Source organism: Mumia sp. zg.B17 (genome assembly GCF_019550915.1).
Lineage (GTDB): Bacteria > Actinomycetota > Actinomycetes > Propionibacteriales > Nocardioidaceae > Mumia.
The window spans coordinates 477,390-497,945 of the sequence record NZ_JAHWCI010000006.1 but is presented as its reverse complement, the minus strand read 5'-3'; the positions used below and the strand labels follow the sequence as shown (position 1 = coordinate 497,945).

At 70.6% G+C, this 20,556-nt stretch carries 21 protein-coding genes and 2 tRNA genes; 17 read left to right on the top strand and 6 right to left on the bottom strand.

What is annotated here, in order from left to right:
* Positions 1-7: 7 nt before the first annotated feature.
* Entirely contained in the window at positions 8-862 is an 855-nt protein-coding gene (locus KV097_RS10840) for a DUF3097 domain-containing protein (RefSeq protein ID WP_220366020.1), read from the bottom strand.
* Positions 863-984: 122 nt separating this feature from the next.
* On the opposite strand from KV097_RS10840, the gene hrcA reads away from it, so the two are divergent.
* From hrcA to era, 7 genes are all read left to right on the top strand, one after another.
* On the top strand, positions 985-2,004 hold the full coding sequence (hrcA, locus tag KV097_RS10835) for a heat-inducible transcriptional repressor HrcA (RefSeq protein WP_220344717.1): 1,020 nt from the start codon (positions 985-987) through the stop codon (positions 2,002-2,004).
* Between the two features lie 17 nt (positions 2,005-2,021).
* Positions 2,022-3,167, top strand: a complete 1,146-nt coding sequence (gene dnaJ, locus KV097_RS10830; protein WP_220344211.1) for a molecular chaperone DnaJ — start codon at positions 2,022-2,024, stop codon at positions 3,165-3,167.
* A gap of 118 nt (positions 3,168-3,285) precedes the next feature.
* Positions 3,286-4,278, top strand: a complete 993-nt coding sequence (locus KV097_RS10825; RefSeq protein ID WP_255559410.1) for a PhoH family protein — start codon at positions 3,286-3,288, stop codon at positions 4,276-4,278.
* Positions 4,259-4,753 carry an rRNA maturation RNase YbeY gene (gene ybeY / locus KV097_RS10820; protein ID WP_220346572.1) on the top strand — a complete coding sequence of 165 codons (495 nt, stop codon included), beginning with the start codon at positions 4,259-4,261 and terminating at the stop codon, positions 4,751-4,753. The genes KV097_RS10825 and ybeY overlap by 20 nt, the downstream gene beginning before the upstream one ends.
* Complete coding sequence (locus KV097_RS10815; protein WP_220344213.1) at positions 4,750-6,057, top strand: hemolysin family protein; 1,308 nt, start codon at positions 4,750-4,752, stop codon at positions 6,055-6,057. The genes ybeY and KV097_RS10815 overlap by 4 nt, the downstream gene beginning before the upstream one ends.
* A gap of 23 nt (positions 6,058-6,080) precedes the next feature.
* Positions 6,081-6,437 carry a cytidine deaminase gene (locus KV097_RS10810; RefSeq protein WP_220344214.1) on the top strand — a complete coding sequence of 119 codons (357 nt, stop codon included), beginning with the start codon at positions 6,081-6,083 and terminating at the stop codon, positions 6,435-6,437.
* Positions 6,434-7,351, top strand: a complete 918-nt coding sequence (gene era, locus KV097_RS10805) for a GTPase Era (protein ID WP_220344215.1) — start codon at positions 6,434-6,436, stop codon at positions 7,349-7,351. Before KV097_RS10810 ends, era begins: the two co-directional genes overlap by 4 nt.
* A 13-nt stretch (positions 7,352-7,364) precedes the next feature.
* Here the strand turns inward: era and KV097_RS10800 are convergent, their stop codons facing one another.
* The 3 genes from KV097_RS10800 to KV097_RS10790 form a co-directional block, all read right to left on the bottom strand.
* Entirely contained in the window at positions 7,365-8,276 is a 912-nt protein-coding gene (locus KV097_RS10800; RefSeq protein WP_220365855.1) for a septum formation family protein, read from the bottom strand.
* An 84-nt stretch (positions 8,277-8,360) separates the two neighbouring features.
* A complete protein-coding gene (locus KV097_RS10795; RefSeq protein ID WP_220365854.1) occupies positions 8,361-9,212 on the bottom strand; it encodes a septum formation family protein in 852 nt (283 codons plus the stop codon).
* 34 nt (positions 9,213-9,246) lie between these two features.
* Positions 9,247-9,747: an NAD(P)H-dependent oxidoreductase gene (locus KV097_RS10790; protein ID WP_220346575.1), complete on the bottom strand. Its 501-nt coding sequence runs from the start codon at positions 9,745-9,747 to the stop codon at positions 9,247-9,249.
* Between the two features lie 193 nt (positions 9,748-9,940).
* Here KV097_RS10790 and leuA point away from each other — a divergent pair, with 193 nt between their 5' ends.
* Entirely contained in the window at positions 9,941-11,656 is a 1,716-nt protein-coding gene (gene leuA, locus KV097_RS10785; protein ID WP_255559409.1) for a 2-isopropylmalate synthase, read from the top strand.
* Between the two features lie 50 nt (positions 11,657-11,706).
* On the opposite strand, the gene KV097_RS10780 is transcribed toward leuA, so the two are convergent.
* Both KV097_RS10780 and KV097_RS10775 read right to left on the bottom strand, forming a co-directional pair.
* Positions 11,707-13,338: an MFS transporter gene (locus tag KV097_RS10780; protein WP_220365853.1), complete on the bottom strand. Its 1,632-nt coding sequence runs from the start codon at positions 13,336-13,338 to the stop codon at positions 11,707-11,709.
* A 36-nt stretch (positions 13,339-13,374) separates the two neighbouring features.
* Positions 13,375-14,262, bottom strand: coding sequence for an alcohol dehydrogenase catalytic domain-containing protein (locus KV097_RS10775; protein WP_220365852.1), 888 nt, complete (start codon positions 14,260-14,262; stop codon positions 13,375-13,377).
* Between the two features lie 104 nt (positions 14,263-14,366).
* Here KV097_RS10775 and KV097_RS10770 point away from each other — a divergent pair, with 104 nt between their 5' ends.
* The 9 genes from KV097_RS10770 to KV097_RS10730 all read left to right on the top strand — a co-directional run bounded on the left by KV097_RS10770 (position 14,367) and on the right by KV097_RS10730 (position 20,504).
* Positions 14,367-14,756, top strand: coding sequence for a helix-turn-helix domain-containing protein (locus KV097_RS10770; protein WP_220365851.1), 390 nt, complete (start codon positions 14,367-14,369; stop codon positions 14,754-14,756).
* A gap of 90 nt (positions 14,757-14,846) precedes the next feature.
* Entirely contained in the window at positions 14,847-15,575 is a 729-nt protein-coding gene (gene recO, locus KV097_RS10765; RefSeq protein WP_220344222.1) for a DNA repair protein RecO, read from the top strand.
* Positions 15,576-15,637: 62 nt separating this feature from the next.
* On the top strand, positions 15,638-16,357 hold the full coding sequence (locus KV097_RS10760; RefSeq protein ID WP_220366019.1) for an isoprenyl transferase: 720 nt from the start codon (positions 15,638-15,640) through the stop codon (positions 16,355-16,357).
* Positions 16,354-16,716 (top strand): YchJ family protein, encoded by a 363-nt coding sequence (locus KV097_RS10755; protein WP_220365850.1) that lies wholly within the window; start codon positions 16,354-16,356, stop codon positions 16,714-16,716. The genes KV097_RS10760 and KV097_RS10755 overlap by 4 nt, the downstream gene beginning before the upstream one ends.
* Before the next feature lie 56 nt (positions 16,717-16,772).
* Positions 16,773-17,552 (top strand): fumarylacetoacetate hydrolase family protein, encoded by a 780-nt coding sequence (locus KV097_RS10750; protein ID WP_220344224.1) that lies wholly within the window; start codon positions 16,773-16,775, stop codon positions 17,550-17,552.
* Positions 17,545-19,038 carry a glutamate--tRNA ligase gene (gene gltX / locus KV097_RS10745; RefSeq protein WP_220344225.1) on the top strand — a complete coding sequence of 498 codons (1,494 nt, stop codon included), beginning with the start codon at positions 17,545-17,547 and terminating at the stop codon, positions 19,036-19,038. The genes KV097_RS10750 and gltX overlap by 8 nt, the downstream gene beginning before the upstream one ends.
* A 262-nt stretch (positions 19,039-19,300) precedes the next feature.
* Positions 19,301-19,372, top strand: a tRNA-Gln gene (locus KV097_RS10740).
* A 44-nt stretch (positions 19,373-19,416) separates the two neighbouring features.
* Positions 19,417-19,489: transfer RNA gene (locus tag KV097_RS10735), tRNA-Glu, on the top strand.
* 106 nt (positions 19,490-19,595) lie between these two features.
* Positions 19,596-20,504, top strand: coding sequence for an SDR family NAD(P)-dependent oxidoreductase (locus tag KV097_RS10730; RefSeq protein WP_220365849.1), 909 nt, complete (start codon positions 19,596-19,598; stop codon positions 20,502-20,504).
* Positions 20,505-20,556 lie beyond the last annotated feature (52 nt).

Genomic DNA, 20,556 nt, shown 5'->3' with positions numbered 1-20,556 from the left:
GGCGCGGTCAGGTCGTGACGAAGTCGATGAGCTCCTCGACCCGCCCGAGCAGCGCCGGCTCGAGGTCGGCGTAGGAGCGGACGGACCCGAGGATGCGCTTCCAGGCGTGCGCGATGTCGGCCTGGTTCCGGTGGGGCCACCCGAGCGACTGGCAGATGCCGTGCTTCCACGACATCGAGCGTGGGATCACCGGCCACTTCTCCAGCCCGAGGCGCTCGGGCTTCACGCCTTGCCAGACGTCGACGTACGGGTGCCCGACGACGAGCACGTGCTCCTTGTGCGGTCCGCGCAGCACCGAGGCGGCGATGCGCGACTCCTTCGACCCCGGGACGAGATGGTCCACGAGCACGCCCAGGCGGCGTCCCGGACCGGGCTTGAAGCGGTCGACGACCGACGGGAGGTCGTCGACCCCCTCGAGGTACTCGACCGCCACCCCCTCGATCCGCAGGTCGTCACCCCACACCTTCTCGACCAGCTCCGCGTCATGACGTCCCTCGACGTAGATGCGGCTCGCGCGTGCGACCCGTGCCTTCGCGTCGTGGACGGCGACCGAGCCGGACGCGGTGTGCGTCGCGCGTGCGGGCGCGGCGCGTCGTACCGGCGCCTTGAGCACGACCGGCTTGCCCTCGAGGAGGAAGCCCGGCCCGAGGGGGAAGGTACGCCGCCTCCCGCGACGGTCCTCCAGCTCGACGGTGTCGAGATCTCGGTCGGTGCGCGTCACGGCGCCGCAGAAGTCGGTCTGGACCTCCTCGAGCACCATCCCCGCCTCCGCCTCCACCTCGGTGGACCGCCCTCGCTTGGGGACGCGCCAGTCGCCGGCCAGGACATCGGATCCGTATCGGTCGTGAGCCACGAGGAGCAAACTAGCCGAAAGAACGTGCGGCACCTCGCAGCCACACGCGACTGGTGAGGCTGGCTAGACTGGCACTCAGGGCACCGGAGTGCCAAAGATCATCGACACGAGGAGGGACCGTGGCTGACGTCGTGCTCGATGAACGCAAGCTCGCGGTCCTGCGCGCCATCGTGGAGGACTACGTGGCGACCCAGGAGCCGGTGGGCTCGCGGGCGCTCGTCGACCGCCATCAGCTGGGTGTGTCGCCGGCGACGGTCCGCAACGACATGGCGATCCTCGAGGAGCACGGGTTCATCGCCCAGCCGCACACCAGCGCGGGCCGGATCCCGACCGACAAGGGCTACCGCCTCTTCGTCGACCGGCTTGCCTCCGTCCGGCGGCTGAGTCCTCCCGAACGCCGTGCGATCGAGTCGTTCCTCGACGGCGCGGTCGACGTCGACGACGTCGTCCAGCGCAGTGTCCGGCTGCTCTCTCAGCTGACCCACCAGGTCGCGCTCGTGCAGTACCCCTCCCTGACCCGCTCGACCGTCCGTCACGTCGAGCTGGTCCCGATGGAGCGCGGCCGCATCCTGCTGGTGCTGATCACCAGCTCCGGACGTGTCGACCAGCGCATCGTGGAGCTCCCCGAAGAGCCGTCCGAGATGCTCCTCGCGGACTTGCGAGCGCGGATGATCGGCGCTGCGGTCGGGCAGCGGCTGCCGGACGCCTCGGCATCGGTGGCCGACCTCATCACGACCTTCCGTCCCGAGGAGCAGCCCATCGCCACCGCTGTCGTCGCGACGCTCACCCGGGCGTTCTCCGACGAGCGGGCCGACGAACGCGTTGCCGTGGGCGGGGCCGCCAACCTCGCCCGGTTCGGCACCGACTTCGACACCTCGATCAAGCCGGTCCTCGAGGCGCTCGAGGAGCACGTGGTGCTGCTCAAGCTCCTCGGCGAGGCCACCTCTCCGACCACGCTCACCGTCCGCATCGGCACGGAGGTTCCGTACGAGGAGCTCTCGGCGACCTCCCTCGTGGCCACCGCGTACGGCACCGACGACGAGCCGCTCGCCACCCTCGGCGTCGTCGGGCCCACCAGGATGGACTACCCCGGCACCATGGCGGCGGTACGCGCCGTCGCACGCTATGTCGGCCAGACCCTCAGCGACTGAGAGACAGACAACGACGCATGAGCCAGAACTACTACGAGACCCTCGGTGTGAGTCGCGACGCGACTCCGGAGGAGATCAAGAAGGCGTACCGGAGGCTGGCGCGCAGCCTGCACCCGGACGTGAATCCAGACCCTGAGGCGCAGGAGCGGTTCAAGACCGTCACCGTCGCCTACGAGGTGCTCTCCGACGTGGACAAGCGGTCGTTCTACGACCGCGGAGGCGATCCCCTCGCCGGTGCGGGTGCCAGCGGCGGCTTCGGCGCCGGCTTCTCGTTCAACGACATCATGGACGCGTTCTTCGGGCAGCAGACCCAGCGCGGCCCACGTGGTCGTGCCCGGCGCGGCAACGACGCCTTGATCCGCATCGGCGTCCAGCTGGCCGAGGCGGCCTTCGGGACCACGCGCGAGCTCAAGGTCGACACCGCCGTGGTCTGCTCGACCTGTCACGGCAACGGCTCGGCCGACGGCGCGGAGCCGATCACCTGCCAGACGTGCCGCGGGCACGGCGAGGTGCAGCACGTGCAGCGGTCGTTTCTCGGAGACATCCGTACGGCCCGCCCCTGCCCGACCTGCCAGGGTTACGGCACCGTGATCGCGAACCCGTGCGAGGAGTGCTCCGGTGACGGCCGGGTCCGCGCCCGTCGCACGCTGACCATCAAGGTGCCCGCCGGCGTGGACAGCGGCACTCGGATCCAGCTGACCGGCGAGGGTGAGGTCGGGCCCGGCGGCGGTCCCGCCGCCGACCTGTACGTCGAGGTCGAGGTGGAGCCGCACGACGTCTTCACCCGCTCCGACGACGACCTCTACTGCGACGTCCGGGTCCCCATGACCGCTGCGGCGCTCGGCACTCAGATCGACCTGCCGACGCTCGAGGCCGACACCGGTGTCCCGGCCGAGGAGGCCACGATCGGCTTCGACATCGTCCCCGGCACCCAGTCCGGCGAGACGGTCACGATCCGCGGTCGCGGCGTCCCGCACCTGCGCGGGGTCGGACGCGGTGACCTCAAGGTCCGCGTGGTCGTCGAGACACCCACCAAGCTCGACGACCGGCAGCGCGAGCTGCTCGGCCTCCTCGCCACCGAGCGGGGCGAGGAGCTGGTCGAGGGCGAGTTCGCCGCACCGCACCGGCGGGTGTTCGACCGCATCCGGGACGCCTTCCGCTGATCGGAGCCACCGAGGCGGCACCCGGCGGTCGAGATCGTGCTTTCGTGCGACCGCCGATGCCGCCTACGATGGACGAGTCCGAACTCACAGAAGGAGAACTGCTCCCGCGGGAGCGCCGATGACTACGCCTGAACCCTTGCAGCACATGGTCACGATCCCGGCGAGCATCCCCATGGTGTCGCTGCTGGGCCCCACCGACGAGTTCCTGCGCCTGATCGAGGCCAGCTTCGACGCTGACATCCACGTCCGCGGCAACCAGGTCTCCATCCGCGCGACGGCCGCGGAGTCGGCGATGGTCGAGCGTCTCCTCGAGGAGCTCGTGACCATGATCCGAACCGGCCAGGGCCTGACGCCCGAGACGATCGAGCGGAGCATCGCGATCCTCCGGGCTGAGACCGAAGAGCGCCCCGCCGACGTGCTGAGCCTCAATATCCTCTCCAACCGCGGCCGTACGATCCGCCCCAAGACGCTCAACCAGAAGCGCTACGTGGACGCGATCGACCGACAGACGATCGTCTTCGGGATCGGTCCGGCGGGTACGGGCAAGACCTATCTCGCCATGGCCAAGGCCGTCCAGGCCCTGCAGGCGAAGGAGGTCAACCGGATCATCCTCACGCGTCCTGCCGTCGAGGCCGGCGAGAACCTCGGCTTCCTGCCGGGCACGCTGAGCGAGAAGATCGATCCCTACCTCCGGCCGCTGTACGACGCCCTCCACGACATGCTGGATCCCGAGACGATCCCCAAGCTGCTCGCGGCCGGGACGATCGAGGTCGCACCGCTGGCGTACATGCGCGGGCGGACCCTCAACGACGCCTTCATCATCCTCGACGAGGCACAGAACACCTCGCCGGAGCAGATGAAGATGTTCCTCACGCGCCTGGGATTCGGTTCCAAGATGGTCGTGACCGGCGACGTGACCCAGATCGATCTCCCCAACGGCCAGCGCAGCGGGCTGAGGATCGTCCGCGAGATCCTGGACGGCGTCAAGGACATCTCGTTCCCGGTGCTGACCTCGGCCGACGTGGTTCGTCACAAGCTGGTCGGCCGTATCGTCGCCGCCTACGACGAGTACGAGGGTGAGGGCGAGAGTCGTGAACGTCGACATTCTTGACGAGTCGAGCTTTCGTGATGCCGACGGGGCCCCCGTCGACATCGAGCGCCTGACCCGCCTGTCGCGGTTCGTGATGGAGCAGATGCGACTGGCGCCCGCGACGGAGATGACGATGATCGTCGTCGACGCCGGCACGATGACCGAGTACAACGAGAAGTGGATGGACAAGACAGGCCCCACCGACGTCCTGTCCTTCCCGATGGACGAGCTCCGACCCGGCACCGACGACCTGGAGGCCGAAGAGGGATACCTCGGCGACATGGTGCTGTGCCCCGAGGTCGCCACGGCCGACGCCGAGGCCGAGGGCCTGGTCCTCGCCGACCACCTCGAGCTGTTGACGGTGCACGGGATCCTTCACCTGCTGGGCTACGACCACGCCGAGCCCGAGGAGTACGAGGAGATGTTCGCGCTGCAGGACGCGCTGCTCGCGCGCTGGCGCGACGGCGGACGCACGACGGAGGAGGCGCAGTCGTGAGCTCCGACGTGTGGCTGGTGGTGTCGGCGATCGTGCTGGTCGTCCTCGCGGGGCTCCTCGCGAGCATGGACGCCGCCATCTCGACCTTCTCCAAGGCGCGCGCCGACGAGCTCGTCGCCGAGGGCCGCTCCGGAGCGGCGAGGATCGCCAAGATCGTCCGCGACCCCGCCCCGTACATCAACACCGCGCTGTTCCTCCGCATCCTCGCCGAGACGGGCGCGGTCGTGATGGTGGCGGTCGTCTTCGTCCACGCTCTCGACGGGCAGTGGGAGCAGGTGGTCGTCGCGACCCTGGTCATGGCGGTCGTGTCGTTCGTGGCGATCGGAGTCGGTCCGCGCACGCTCGGGCGCCAGAACTCCGAACGCGTCGCGCTGCTGTCCGCCGCACCGCTGGCCGCCATCACCCGGATCCTCGGACCGGTGCCGCGGCTGCTGATCATGGTCGGCAACGCGCTGACGCCGGGCAAGGGGTTCCGGGAAGGGCCGTTCTCCTCCGAGGCCGAGCTGCGCGAGCTCGTCGACCTGGCAGAGCAGAGCGCGCTCATCGAGTCCGACGAGCGTCAGATGATCCACTCGGTCTTCGAGCTCGGCGACACGGTCGTGCGCGAGGTGATGGTGCCTCGGACCGACGTGGTGTTCATCGAGCGCACCAAGACCCTTCGCCAGGCCATGTCGCTCGCGCTGCGCAGCGGCTACTCCCGCATCCCGGTGACCGGCGAGAGCCTCGACGACGTCGTCGGCATGGCCTACCTCAAGGACATCACCAAGCGGGTCTTCGACAACCGTGACGCCGAGACCACCGAGCGGGTGGAGTCGGTCATGCGGCCGTGCTCCTACGTGCCCGACTCCAAGCCCGCGGCCGACCTGCTGCGCGGGATGCAGTCGGAGCGGACACACGTGGCGATCGTCGTCGACGAGTACGGCGGCACCGCCGGGATGGTGACGATCGAGGACATCCTCGAGGAGATCGTCGGTGAGATCACCGACGAGTACGACGCGCCGCCGGAGGACGTCGAGCACCTCTCCAACGGCTCGGTGCGGATCAGCGCTCGTTATGACGTCGACGATCTTCAGCACCTCTTCGGCGTCCCCATCGAGGACGACGACGTCGACTCCGTCGGTGGTCTCATGGCGAAGCACCTCGGCAAGGTCCCGATCGCCGGCAGCGAGGTGTTGCTCGACGGCCTGCGCTTCGTCGCCGAGGCGCCTCGCGGACGCCGCAACCGCATCGGCACGGTCCTGGTCAGCCGCGAGGAGACCGAGGACGACTCCGCGGAGTCGGTCGGCGCGGCCGCGTCCGGCTGAGGGCTCGCCGATACCCTGGCTCCATGGCATCCGCACCGCTTGGCGTCGACGACCCCGAGGACCTCAAGATCCTGACCCTCGCACGCGCCACCCGCGCCCGGACCCGGGCGGCAGAGGGCGCCTCGGTCCGCGACCGTGACGGACGCACCTACGCTGCCTCGACCGTCGACCTCCCGTCGCTGCAGCTGTCCGCGCTGAGTCTCGCGGTCGCGATGGCGGTGTCGTCGGGTGCGACCGGTCTCGAGGCGGTGGCGGTGAGCACCGACGCCGACGGCGTACGCGACGAGGACCTCGCCGTCGTCCGCGACCTCGCGGGCAGCGGCGTGCCGGTCCTGGTCGCCGACGCCCAGGGCTCGGCCCAGCGTGTGGTGCAGTCGTGAGCGCCTTCCGGTCCGGCTTCGCCTGCTTCGTCGGGCGGCCCAACGCCGGCAAGTCGACCCTCACCAACGCGCTCGTCGGTGACAAGGTCGCGATCACCTCATCGCGTCCCCAGACCACCCGGCACGTGATCCGAGGTCTCGTCCACACGCCCGAGGCGCAGCTGATCCTGGTGGACACCCCAGGCCTGCACCGGCCGCGCACGTTGCTGGGCGAGCGCCTCAACGATCTCGTTCGGAGCACGTGGGGCGAGGTGGACGTGGTGGGCGTGTGCCTGCCCGCCGACGAGAAGATCGGCCCCGGCGACCGCTACCTGATCGGCGAGCTGGCCAAGATCCGCCGGACGCCGATGATCGCGGTCGCCACCAAGACCGACAAGGTCGCCCCCGAGCGGCTCATGGCACACCTCGCCGACATCGCCACGACCGGCGAGGAGCTGGGCGTGGAGTGGCGGCACATCGTGCCGGTGTCGGCGAAGTCGGGCTACCAGGTCGCGCACCTTCGTGACCTGCTGATCGACGAGCTGCCCGAGGGTGTCCCTCTGTATCCGGAGGGTCAGCTGACGGACGAGCCGGAGGAGACTCTGGTCGCCGAGGTGATCCGCGAGGCGTCGCTCGAGGGCGTCCGAGACGAGCTGCCGCACTCGATCGCGGTCGTCATCGAGGAGATGGTGCCCCGCGAGGACCGCCCGGAGGACCGGCCGCTCGTCGACGTCCGCGCGACCATCTTCGTCGAACGCGACAGCCAGAAGGGCATCGTGATCGGCAAGGGCGGATCGAGGCTGCGTCAGATCGGGTCGGACTCGCGCGGCCAGATCGAGCGGATCCTCGGCACCCCGGTCTTCCTCGACCTGCGGGTCAAGGTGGCAAAAGACTGGCAGCGCGACCCCAAGCAGCTGCGGCGCCTCGGCTTCTGAGGCGGCTCGCCGCCTACTTGCGGGTCTTGGCGAAGCAGACGCCCCAGCGCTCTCCGCGCTGCCAGGCCGTACGACTGGGCGAGATGTAGCCGTAGTCGAAGGATCCCCTGGTGTCGAGGTAGCGCCGAACCCCGGCCGGGCAACGGTCGCGCATGGTGGCCTGGACCTTCTTGGCGCCGGGGTACTTGGCCTTGGGGGCGCCGAGCTTGACGCTGTCGACCCCGCGCCACTGGTGCTTGGTCGTGCACGGCACGGTCCCTGTTGCCACGCGGATGTCGCCTCGGACGCACTGCATGTAGCGCGACGACGCGCGCCCCTTCAACGCCCCCTTGGTCTTGCCCGGGACGGCAGCGAGCCGGGTCGGGGAGGCGGGCAGCACGAGGTCGCAGCGCATCCAGCCGGCCCCGGCGGCGGTCTGGGCCGCACTGGGCACGCCCACGATGAAGTCGAACTGGGACCGCTTGAAGGTCGACTGGTCGGCCCCGAGGTGAGCGATCACCGCCTTCTCGCAGATACCCCGCGCCGACCCCAGGATGCGGGTGGTGTCGTACGCGGTGACCGCGGAGCGGACCGCCGTCGGCATCGAGCGGACGAGGTAGGTGACGGAGGTGGCTCCCGAGCAGGAGACCGGAGCGACGTCGTCGTCGCTCACGCGGAGGGCGGCGTCGACCGGACCCGGCTTGCGGCACTCACCGATCTTGGGCAGGACCACCGCCGGCGTCGAAGGCGTCGCCGAAGGGGCCGGGGTCCCAGTGGTCGGCGGCAAGGTGCGCAGTGGCGGGTCCTCGGGCGAGGTCACGCTCGTGGAGTCTTCGTCGGTCGCGAGGTCGGTCGCCGACCCGCACGCTGTGACGAGGACGAGCGCTCCGGCGCCGAGCGCGGCGAGCGCGAGGTCGCGGGTGCGGAGGCGGCGGGCAGCCGTCACGGGAGGTCCTTCCGGGGGGTTCGACGGCACGACGGGTGCCAGTCTACGGGGGTGGGGCACCCGAGCCGTCCGTTGCGAGGTGACTCACCTGCGCGTACGGGTCCAGCAGAGTCCGAAGCGCTGCCCCTGGGCCCAGGCCGCGCGGTCGGGTGGAAGCCAGCCGACCTCGATGTCACGGGTGCTGTTGTCGGTGAACGCACGGGCAGCGCCCTCGCAGCGACCGAGCACCTCACCGCGGATGGAGGGGCCGGGGAACGGCGTGCGGGCCGTTCCTAGCCGGCGGGCCGCGACGGCGCGCCACGTGTGGGGGAGGGCACACACCCGGCCACCCCGTCCTGCCCGGACCCCGGCCAGATCGGTCCGCGCGCACCGGCCGTAGCGGTCGAGTGCGCTGTCGCGCCGCAGGAGGCCCGCGGCCTGGGCCGGCAGCCTCATGAGGGTGGTGTCCGTCCGGGACACGGCGAGGTCGCAGCGCAACCAGCGTGCGCCGGCGTCCAGGTCCTGGTCGCTCGGGACGAACCACGCCGACCGGACGCGAGACAGCGCCAGCCGTGCCGGCGTGGCGCGGACGAACGTGCGCAGCGCAGCGCGGCACCGGCGCTCGGCGTTGGCGGCGAGGGCGGTCGCGTCGATCGGCTCGGTGATGCCTGACAGGCTCGTCACGAGGTACGTGACGGTGGTGTGCGGCTGCGTGCACGGGACCGGGGCGACCCCGACCTGGGCCTCGGCGAGCTGGGGGGCGGAGAGCCGGTAGCAGGCGCCGGCGATCGGCTCGGGCGCCGTCGTCGGGCTCGGCGACGCGCTCGGGGAGTCGCCGGTCGCACGCGATCCCGGATCGTCGGACCCATCGCCCCCGGTGCATGCCGACAGGGTGATGGCCGACGCCGCGACCAGAGCGACGACGGCACGACCGGCGACGGGCGTCCGAGCGGGCACCCCTCCACCGTAGGAGCCGGGGCCGTTCCCGGCATCACGCCGAGAGCAGCGCGGCCACGGTCGCGCCCAGCTCGTACGCCTGACCCTTCTCCCGCTCGCCCACGTCGCCCATGACGTCGAGGACCGCGGCGGACTGCGACCAGGGCAGCGCCCCGACGATCGACTGCACGGCTCGGACGGCGCCGGTGGTGTCGTAGCGACCGTGGACCCACAGGCCGTACGGCTTGGTCCGTCGGGGAGGGCCGTCGGAGGTGGCGCCACCCGCCGAGCCGTCGTCGGTCAGCGCTCCTCCCGCCTCCAGGAAGATCGTGTCGAAGAAGTGCTTCAACGCCCCTGACATGTAGCCGAAGTTGGCCGGCGTCCCGAGGACGTACCCGTCGGCGGCGAGAACGTCGGACGCCGATGCCTCGAGCGCGGGCCGCACCACGACGTCGACGCCCTCGATGCTCGGGTCGCGCGCGCCCTCGATGACCGCGTCGGCGAGGGTGCAGACGGTGGGGGTCGGGGCGTGGTGCACGAGGAGCAGGGTTGCCACCTGGCGAGACTAGCGTCGGCGTGGGCTATGCTGCCGGTAGCCATGTACTTCGCGCGCCTCCTCCTTCGGTGCCGCGGCGAGGGTTCGCTCTAGGTCGGACCCCCTCGTCGCGGGGTTCGTCATGGCCGACCGTCTGCCGCACCGCGGCGCCCGTCTCGACCGTCGAACCCACCGCACCGAACGAGGACCCACCATGGCCATCTCCCCGCAGCAGCCGAGCGGTATGCCGTACGAGCGATACCGTCCGTTCCCGCCGATCGACCTGCCCGACCGCACCTGGCCGGCGAAGACCGTCACCGAGGCCCCCCGCTGGCTGTCGACCGATCTCCGTGACGGCAACCAGGCCCTGATCGACCCGATGACGCCTGCCCGCAAGCGGCGGATGTTCGACATGCTCGTACGGATGGGTTACAAGGAGATCGAGGTCGGCTTCCCGAGCGCGAGCGAGACCGACTTCGCGTTCGTCCGCCACCTGATCGAGGACGACCTGGTCCCCGACGACGTCACGATCTCCGTCCTGACCCAGGCTCGCGAGGACCTGATCGACCGGACGGCACAGTCGCTGGTTGGCGCCAAGAACGGCACCATCCACCTCTACAACGCGGTCGCCCCGCTGTTTCGGCGCGTGGTGTTCGGCGTCGACCGCGACGAGTGCCGGTCGATCGCCGTCCGTGGCACCGAGCTCGTCATGAAGTACGCCGAGGAGTACCTGCAGGGCACCGACTTCGGCTTCCAGTACTCGCCCGAGATCTTCACCGCCGCCGAGCTCGACTTCTCCGTCGACGTGTGCGAGGCCGTGATGGACGTGTGGCAGCCCGAGGACGGTCGCGAGATCATCCTCAACCTGCCCGCGACCGTGGAGATGGCCACCCCCAACACCTACGCCGACCAGATCGAGTGGTTCGGTCGTGCGATCAGCCGTCGCGAGCACGTCGCGATCTCGCTGCATCCCCACAACGACCGCGGTACGGCGGTGGCCGCCACGGAGCTGGCGATGATGGCCGGTGCCGACCGGGTCGAGGGCTGCCTGTTCGGGCACGGGGAGCGCACGGGCAACGTCGACCTCGTCACGCTGGGCATGAACCTCTTCAGCCAGGGCATCGACCCGCAGATCGACTTCTCCGACATCGACGAGGTGCGCCGCACCGTCGAGTACTGCACCGGGCTGCCCGTGCACCCGCGCCACCCGTACGCCGGCGACCTCGTCTACACGGCGTTCTCCGGCTCGCACCAGGATGCCATCAAGAAGGGCCTGGAGGACCTGGACCGTCAGGCCTCCGAGGGTGGCATCCCGGTCTCCGAGATGCCGTGGGAGGCGCCGTACCTGCCGATCGACCCGCACGACGTCGGTCGGTCGTACGAGGCCGTCATCCGGGTGAACAGCCAGTCCGGCAAGGGCGGCGTCGCCTACATCATGAAGTCCGAGCACAAGATGGACCTCCCGCGCCGGCTCCAGATCGAGTTCAGCCGGGTGGTGCAGTCGATGACCGAGGGCGAGGCCGGTGAGATGTCGGTCGACGGGATCTGGCAGGCGTTCTCGGCGGAGTACCTCGAGCGGACGTCACCGTACGCCCTCGAGGCGTTCCGTTCGTCGACGATCCAGGACGGCCTCGACGAGCTCGTCGTCGACGTCCGGGTCGGTGGCGCGGTCCAGTCGCTCAAGGGCGAGGGCAACGGCCCGGTCGCCGCGTTCGTCGACGCCATCGCGGCGGTCAACGGCGACATCCGCGTCCTCGACTACGCCGAGCACGCGCTGTCCTCCGGCGGCGACGCGGCCGCGGCGGCGTACGTCGAGTGCGAGATCGGCGATCAGATCGTCTGGGGGGTCGGTGTCGACCCGAGCATCGTGACGGCGTCGCTCAAGGCCGTCGTCTCAGCAGCCAACCGCGCGGCCGCCGCCCGCGACTGACTCGTGGTGCACCGCTGGGGCCGCCTCCTGGCGCCCCAGCGGTGACGGGGTCACCCGCGTCGGGGAGGTCGGCTCGTTCCTGCCGTCGGTCGGCCTGGCGTCGACCCGGGGGCTGACGGCGACGGGGCAACCGGTCCGATCGGTGCGGCGGGCATCGCGAGCGTTGCTGCGAGCCCACCGACGAGGATGACGGCCGCGACGCCGGTGGTGATCTTGCTGGCGGTGATCATCGAGGCCTCGGCGGCCTGCCCGGCCTCGGCCGTCGCCGGGTCCTCGACGAGCGTGGGGATCACCGCACCCGCGCTGTCGCGGACGAGCGCGACGACCTCGTCCTGCTGGGAGGCGGGAAGATCGGTGTCCGCGAGCTCGTCGGCCGTCTGCGCCGCCAGGGTGGAGATGAGCAGACCACCGAGGACAGCGATCCCCAGTGCGGAGCCGAGCTGTCGGACCGTCGTCAGGAACCCTGAGGCCTGTCCGCTCGACCCCACCGGGATGTCGACGAGGATGGCGCTGGTCAGCTGTGCGGTCGCCATGCCGACGCCGACGCCGTACACGAACAGCAGCGCCGCGATCACGGGCCCGCTGACGTCCTCGGCGATGACGAGCGCCGTCCCTGCGATCGCCACGACCTCGAGGGCGAGTCCGATCCGGATGACCGCGCGCTGACCGAGACGCTGGGTCAGGGGAGGGGTGGCGCCCGAGGCGAGGAAGGTGCCGATCGCCAGCCACAGGACGAGGACTCCGGTGCCGAGCGGGGTGTAGCCGAGGGCACCCTGCAGGAGCAGCGGAAGGGTGAAGATGAGCCCGATCTCGCCGAGCGCGACCACCATGGCGGCGATCGACCCGTAGCGCAGCGAGCGGAAGCGCATCAGCGTGAGGTCGACCAGCGTCACCGCGCCGGCCCGGGCGCGGCGCGCCTCGACGACGATGAACGCGGACAGGAGCACGGCACCGAGTGCGAGGGCGAACGGGACGGGGGAGAGCGCCCCGGACTCCTGGCGCCACCATCCGTAGTACTGACCCTCGATGAGGCCGAACACCACGCCGCCGAGGCCGAGCGTCGAGAGAAGGAGCCCGGGGAGATCCATGCCGGGCCGGATGTCGTCGTCCCGTGTCTCGTCGAGGACCTTCACGATGCCGACCAAGGCGAGCAACCCGAACGGCAGGTTGATCCAGAAGGCCCACCGCCACGTCGACTCGGTCGCGAGCCATCCGCCGAGCAGCGGTCCCACCGCGACCATGCCGCCGACCGTCGATCCCCAGATCGCGAACGCGATCCCGCGGGCACGGCCCTGGAAGGTCGCGTTCAGGGTCGAGAGGCTGGCCGGGACGATCATGGCGGCGCCCAGACCCTGGACGAAGCGGGCCGCGATCAGCATCTCCTGGTTCTGGGCCGCGCCGGCGCTGAGGCTCGCGACCATGAACAGCACCAGACCGGCGGCGTACACCCGGCGGCGTCCGATCCGGTCACCCAGGCGGCCCGCCGCCAGCAGCAGCGAGGCGAGCATCAGCAGGTAGATCGCGTTCATCCACTGCGCGCCCGCTGCGGTCAGGCCGAGGTCCTCGATGATCACGGGGACGGCGACGTTGACGATGGTCATGTCCATCACGACGAGAGAGACGCCGAGGGACAGCGTCAGCATCGCCAACCACTGGCGCGGGGTGATCGGAGTGGTGCTCATCCGGCGGATCGTAACAGCGTTCCACCGGGGATGGGTTCAGGGGACGAGTATCCAACGACCTGCGGATCCACGGGCCGCTCCGGCCTCCGCGTAGGCGGCGGCCGCGTCCTTCATGGGGCGTCGGGCTGCGATCCGTACGGGCACGGTCTGGTCGGCAGCGAGGGGCAGCAGGTCGGCGAGGGCCTGCCCGTCCGGACGGGTCGTGACCGCGGTGACGGTGATGTCCCGCTCGGGCGGAACCGGCCATCCCGGCTTGAACCCCACAAGCTGCCCACCATCGACCACAGGCGCGAGCGCGGCCTGCTGCAGGCCGGCGGCGTCGAGAACGGCGTCATAGCCCCGCCCATGCACCTCCGTGAGGACGCGCTTGGCTCCGAGCGAGTCCGCCAGGTGCTCGGTCCCCGGCGTCACGAGTGCGTCGACGGCCCACCCTGCGCGCGCTGCGAGCACCGTCGCCCACGTCCCGACGCCGCCCGCGGCACCGGTCACCAGGAGCGACCCGTCCGTGACACGCAGCAGATCGAGCGCCTGGAGGGCCGCAAGAGCGTTGAGCGGGACGGCCGCGGCGGTCTCCAGGTCGAGGCCGTCCGGCACCCGCGCGAGGTCGTCGACGGGGACGACCACCTGCTCGGCGTGGGCGCGAGCCGGCGCGGTCGGGTCGGCGTGCAGACCTGCCACGCGGTCGCCGACGGTGACGGCGTCGACCCCGGGGCCGACCTCGACCACGGTGCCCGAGAAGTCGAAACCGAGGCCGATGAGATCGGGCAGTCCGAGCGTCGCGTGGTCTGCGGCGACGAAGTTGTCGAAGAACGTGTATCCCGCCGCCGCGACCTGGACGCGGACGTCGCGCGGAGCCAGAGACCTGGGGGAAGCAGCCTCCCAGGTGGGGATGGGGTTGCCGGTGCGTGAGACGAGGACGTGCATCGAGGACTCCTGATGGTTTGAGGCTTGTCCCTCTCACTATCGGAGACCTACTCTCTATCCGGAAGTACCGACTTTTCGGTGGTCAACGCACCCGGAGGTATGCCATGACCGCAGATGTCACGCCCGAGGCGCCCCGGTTCGACGCGTTCGGCGCCCACTGTCCGAGCCGGCGTCTGCTGGACACGATCGGCGACAAGTGGGCCAGCCTGACGATCGCGGCGTTGGGGGTCCGCGGCGAGCTGCGCTACTCCCAGCTCGCCGCGACGATCGAGGGCGTCAGCCAGAAGATGCTGACCCAGACGCTGCGCAACCTCGAGCGTGACGGCCTCGTCCACCGTCGCGTGACTCCGTCGGTCCCGGTCCGGGTCGATTACTCGCTGACTGACCTGGGTCGGTCGCTGCTGGCGGTCGTCTGCGAGCTCAAGGAGTGGGCCGAGCTCCACATGCCCGCCGTCGATGCTGCCAGGGCTGCCTACGACGCCACCCCGCGCTAGCGCCACGACCGCGCGGTCACCGGCGGTGTTGCGCAGCGTGCCTCCGGCGCGGCCCACCCTCGACCGTGCGCCGCCGGGCACAATGGGTCCGTGGCGCTCTACCGTGACGAGGCTGTCGTCCTCCGGACCCAGAAGCTGGGCGAGGCGGACCGGATCGTCACGTTGCTGACGCGGCGCCACGGTCGTGTCCGAGCGGTCGCCAGAGGTGTACGCCGGACGAGCTCGCGCTTCGGGTCACGCGTCGAGCCGTTCATGCACGTCGACCTCCAGCTCGCCGAGGGCCGCACGCTCGACGTCATCACGCAGGTGGAGACGCTCGACGCGTACGCCGGACGCCTCGGCAACGACTACGGCGCCTACACCTGCGGCACCTCGATGCTCGAGTCCGCGGACCGGCTCGTCGGCGAGGACGGCCACCCGGCGTCACAGCAGTACCTGCTGCTCGTCGGAGCGCTGCGCGCACTGGCCGACCGGCGCCACCCCAGCGGGTTGATCCTCGACTCGTTCCTCCTCCGCTCCCTCTCGATCGCGGGCTACGCCCCCAGCTTCGACGCCTGCGCGCGATGCGGCGTCGGTGGTCCGCACCGCTCGTTCAACCCCGGCTCCGGAGGCATGCTGTGCGCCGACTGCCGCGTCCCGGGGTCGGCGAATCCCGCGCCGGACACGGTCGCGCTGCTCGGCTTCCTCCTCAGCGGCGCGTGGCCCCAGGCCGAGGCGGCCGGCGACCGGGCGCGGCGCGAAGCCAGCGCTCTCGTCGCGGCATACCTGCAGTGGCACCTCGAGCGTGGACTGCGGTCGCTGGACTACGTCGATCGCTGACCGGACACAATGAGCACGTGAGCCACCCCGTACGACGGCCGATCCCGCATCCCTCCGGCGCGATGCCGCCCGCTCTGCCGCCCGACCAGGTCCCACGACACGTCGCGATCGTCATGGACGGCAACGGGCGCTGGGCCAAGGAACGCGGCCTGCCGCGGACCGCGGGGCACGAGGCCGGCGAGTCGTCGTTGTTCGATGTGGTCGAGGGCGGGATCGAGGCTGGTGTGAAGTGGATCTCCGCCTACGCGTTCTCGACCGAGAACTGGAAGCGCTCGCCGGACGAGGTGCGATTCCTGATGGGCTTCAACCGCGACGTCATCCGCCGCCGTCGCGATGAGATGCACGCCCTGGGCGTCCGGGTCCGCTGGGCGGGTCGCCGACCGCGGCTGTGGCGCAGCGTGATCGACGAGCTCGAGACCGCCGAGGAGCTCACCAAGGACAACGACGTGCTCACGCTGACCATGTGCGTCAACTACGGCGGGCGCGCGGAGATCGCCGACGCCACCGCGGCGCTCGCGCGTGACGTGGCCGACGGACGCGTCAAGCCGGGCAAGATCGACGAGCGCGTCCTCGCCCGCTACCTCGACGAGCCCGACATGCCCGACGTCGACCTCTTCTGGCGCACCTCCGGCGAGCAGCGGACGAGCAACTTCCTGCTGTGGCAGTCGGCGTACGCGGAGATGGTGTTCTCCGACATCGCATGGCCGGACGTGGACCGGCGTGCGCTGTGGGAGGCGATCGAGGAGTACGCGCGCCGCAACCGTCGCTACGGCTCGGCATGAGCGTCTTCGAGCGCACGTGCCCGTGTGGTTCGGGCATCTCGTACGACCGCTGCTGCGGGCGGCTGCACCGCGGGGAGGCCGAGGCGGAGACGCCGGAGGAGCTGATGCGCTCGCGCTACGCGGCGTACGCCGTCGGCGACCTCGACCACGTCTTCCGTACCTGGCATCCCCGTACCAGGCCCGACGACGTGGCGAACACGCCGGGGGTGACGTGGGTCGGCCTCGAGATCGTCGACGCCGTCGGTGACGAGGTCGAGTTCCGAGCGCACTGCACGACCGCGTCGGGGCCGGGTGTCCTGCACGAGCGCAGCAGGTTCGAGCGACGCGCCGGCCGGTGGGTCTACGTGGGCGAGGCGTAGGGGCGTCGTCCGGCGCGGTCGGTCTCGCCCTGCACGCCGGGGCTAGGCTGAGCCCTGTGCGTATCGCGAGATTCACGACCGACGAGGACCCCCGGTTCGGCGTCGTCGGCGAGGCCGACGGCGTCTCCGTGATCGCGGTGATCACCGGCGATCCTCTCTATGCAGGCATCCAGCTGACGGGGGAGCGGATCCCGCTCGACGACGTCCGGCTGCTCGCCCCGGTGCTGCCGCGGAGCAAGGTGGTGGGGATCGGCCGCAACTACGCCGCCCACGCCGCCGAGCTCGGCAACGAGGTGCCCGACGAGCCGCTGGTGTTCTTCAAGCCCAACACCAGCGTCACCGGGCCCGGCGACCCGATCCTCTATCCAAGCTTCACCGAGCTCCTCAGCTATGAGGGTGAGCTCGCGGTCGTGATCGGCCGGATCTGCAAGGACGTGCCCGCCGAGGACGCCGCGAGGGTGATCCACGGCTACACGGTCGCCAACGACGTGACGGCGCGTGACCGGCAGAAGACCGACGGGCAGTGGAGCCGGGCCAAGGGGGCCGACGGTTTCTGTCCGCTCGGCCCGTGGATCGAGACCGACCTCGACCCGTCCGACCTGCGGCTCACCACGACCGTCAACGGAGAGGTCGTCCAGGACGGTCGGACCTCCGACATGGTCCACAAGATCCCGGACCTCATCGCGTACACGTCCAGCTTCATGACGCTGCTCCCGGGCGACGTCATCCTCACCGGCACCCCTGAGGGTGTCGGACCCATGAACCCTGGTGATGAGGTCAGCATCACCGTCGAGGGCCTCGGAACGCTGACCAACAAGGTGGTTTCCCGTGACTGAGTCCAACCGCGCTGTCCGTGTGCGCTTCTGCCCGTCCCCGACGGGCAACCTGCACGTCGGCAACGTACGGACCGCACTGTTCAACTGGGCGTACGCGCGCCACCACGGCGGCACGTTCGTCTTTCGCGTCGAGGACACCGACGCCGCCCGCGACTCGGAGGAGTCCTACCAGGGTCTGCTCGACTCGTTGCGGTGGCTCGGGCTCGACTGGGACGAGGGCCCTGAGGTCGGTGGCGACTTCGGGCCCTACCGGCAGTCCGAGCGGATGGGCCTCTATACCGAGGTCGCCGAGAAGCTGGTCGCGGCCGGCTACGCCTACTACGCGTACGACTCCCCTGAGGAGCTCGAGCAGCGGCGCGAGGCCGCACGAGCGGAGGGACGCTCCAGCGGGTACGACGGGCTGCACCGTGACCTCACGGCAGAGCAGCGGGCTGCGTACGAGGCGGAGGGCCGCAAGCCGGTCGTCCGGTTCCGGATGCCCGACGAGGCGATCACCTTCACCGACCTGGTGCGAGGAGAGGTGACGTTCGAGCCCGAGCACGTCGCCGACTACGTGATCGTGCGCGCCAACGGCCAGCCGCTCTACACCCTCACCAACCCGGTCGACGATGCGATGATGGGCATCACCCACGTCCTCCGGGGCGAGGACCTTCTGAGCTCCACGCCCCGTCAGATCCCGCTCCACCGTGCGCTCGTGGAGCTCGGCGTCGGTGAGGGAGTCGTCCCCGAGTACGGGCACCTCCCGTTCGTGATGGGGCAGGGCAACCGCAAGCTGTCCAAACGCGATCCCGGCGGCGGTCTCGCCGGCTACCGCGAGCGCGGCTTCCTGCCGGAGGGACTGCTCAACTATCTCGCGCTGCTCGGCTGGTCGATCGGCGGCGACCGCGAGATCTTCTCGCTCCAGGAGATGGCGGAGGCGTTCGACATCGCCCGCGTCAACCCGAACCCTGCGCAGTTCGACCCCAAGAAGTGCGAGGCCGTCAACGCTCAGCACATCCGCGACCTGCCGGTCGAGGAGCTGGCCACGCGCCTGCTCCCGTACCTCGTCGACGCCGGTCTGGTCGCGGCGGAGCCCTCGGAGCAGGACCTCGGCCTCCTGGCTGCCGCGACACCGCTGGTCAACGAGCGGATCACCGTGCTGAGCGAGGCCGTCGACATGCTCGCGTTCCTCTTCGTCTCCGAGGCCACGTTCTCGATCGATCCCGACGACGCCGCGAAGGTCCTCACCGAGGACGGCCTCGCCGTCGTCCGCTCCGCGCGCGACGCGCTCGCGGCGCTCGACTCGTTCGACACGGCGTCGATCGAGGGGGCGCTGCGGTCTGCGCTCGTCGACGGGATGGGCCTGAAGCCGCGCCACGCCTTCGGGCCGGTCCGAGTCGCGGTGTCGGGCAAGAGGATCTCGCCACCGCTGTTCGAGTCGATCGAGCTGCTCGGCAAGGAGCGGACTCTCACGCGCCTCGACAGCGCCCTCACCTCCGTCGGCTGATCGGGTGACGTGAACATTCTCACGACGGGGTCGCGCTCTGCCTGCGCTGCGCGACCCCGCCGCCCGGAGGCGTCGTCGCGGTCCCGCCGCCGCGGCGCTCGGCGCTGACGGGCGCGGCGGCGGCCAGGGACGGCGTCGCGACCCGAGAACGGCGCGCTGACCTGCGAAGACGACATCAAGGCGGCCCCCGGATTTGGGCGCCACGAAGCCGTCCGGTAATGTTCTTCTCGGTTCGGGGACGCAAGGATCCGGACCACAGCCATGGGGTATGGGGTAATTGGCAGCCCGTCGGTTTCTGGCACCGTTAGTCTAGGTTCGAGTCCTAGTACCCCAGCGAGAGAGTCCACCGGCACGTCCGGTAGGTTTCTTTCACCACCAGGCCCCGTTGTGTAGCGGCCTAGCACGCCGCCCTCTCAAGGCGGTAGCGCGGGTTCGAATCCCGTCGGGGCTACAACAGGCGCCCGAGTCCTCAGGACTCGGGCGCCTTGGTGTTTCCGAGGGTCTCCGCGTCTCCGCTACGGTGGTGCGAGGGTAGCGACGACGTCCGGAGGACTGGCGTGCCGACGATCGTGATGACAGGCGGCTCCTCCGGGATCGGTGCGACCGCCGCCGAGAAGCTTGCGCAGTCCGACGACGCACGCCTGCTCGTCGGTGCCCGGGGCACGGCGCCGTACGGAGAGGTGCTTCCGCTCGACCTCACCCGGCTCGCCTCGACCCGGAGGTTCGCCTCGGCAGTCGAGGATCTGCTGGGCGAGGCGCCGATCGACGCCCTCGTCCTCAACGCCGGCGGCATCGGTCGCGACGTCGCGGGACGGACCGAAGACGGGTTCGAGACGACGTTCGCGATGAACCACCTCGCGCACTACCTCCTGCTGCGGCGGCTGGTGCCACGCGTCGCGGAGGACGGGGCCGTCGTCATCACCACGAGCGGGTCGCACGACCCGGCGACCGGAGCGGGGCTCGAGGCTCCTCGACACGCGGACGCCGTGCTCCTCGCGCATCCCGACCGCGATCCCGGCACCCACGATCGCGCCCGGAAGGCCGCCGAGCACGCCTACACGGCGTCCAAGCTCTGCGTCGTCCTCACGGTGCGGGCACTCTCGGTGCTCGCCGACGTCCGTCAACGCCGTGTGACGGCGGTGGCGTTCTGTCCGGGCCAGGTCTTCGGGACAGGGCTGGCGAGGAGCCTGCCGCTGCCCATGCGGGCGGCCTGGTCCGCGCTGGGCGGACCCGTGCTGGGGCGGCCGCTGCGCGCGGTCAACGCGACCCACAACACGCGCGAGGCGGCGGGTGACGCGCTCGCCGACCTCGCCCTCGGGCGTACGCGCCCCCCTGCCGGGCGCACGTACGCCGCACTCCGCCGCGGACGGATCACATGGCCGGAGCCGTCGGTGCGTGCCCGCGACGCCGCCACGGGAGCGGCCCTGTGGGCTGACAGCGCGCTGCTCGCCGGGTTGACGTCCTGACACGATAGCGGACGCCCGGACCGTCGTGTCCGATTCCCGCGAGTAACCCGTC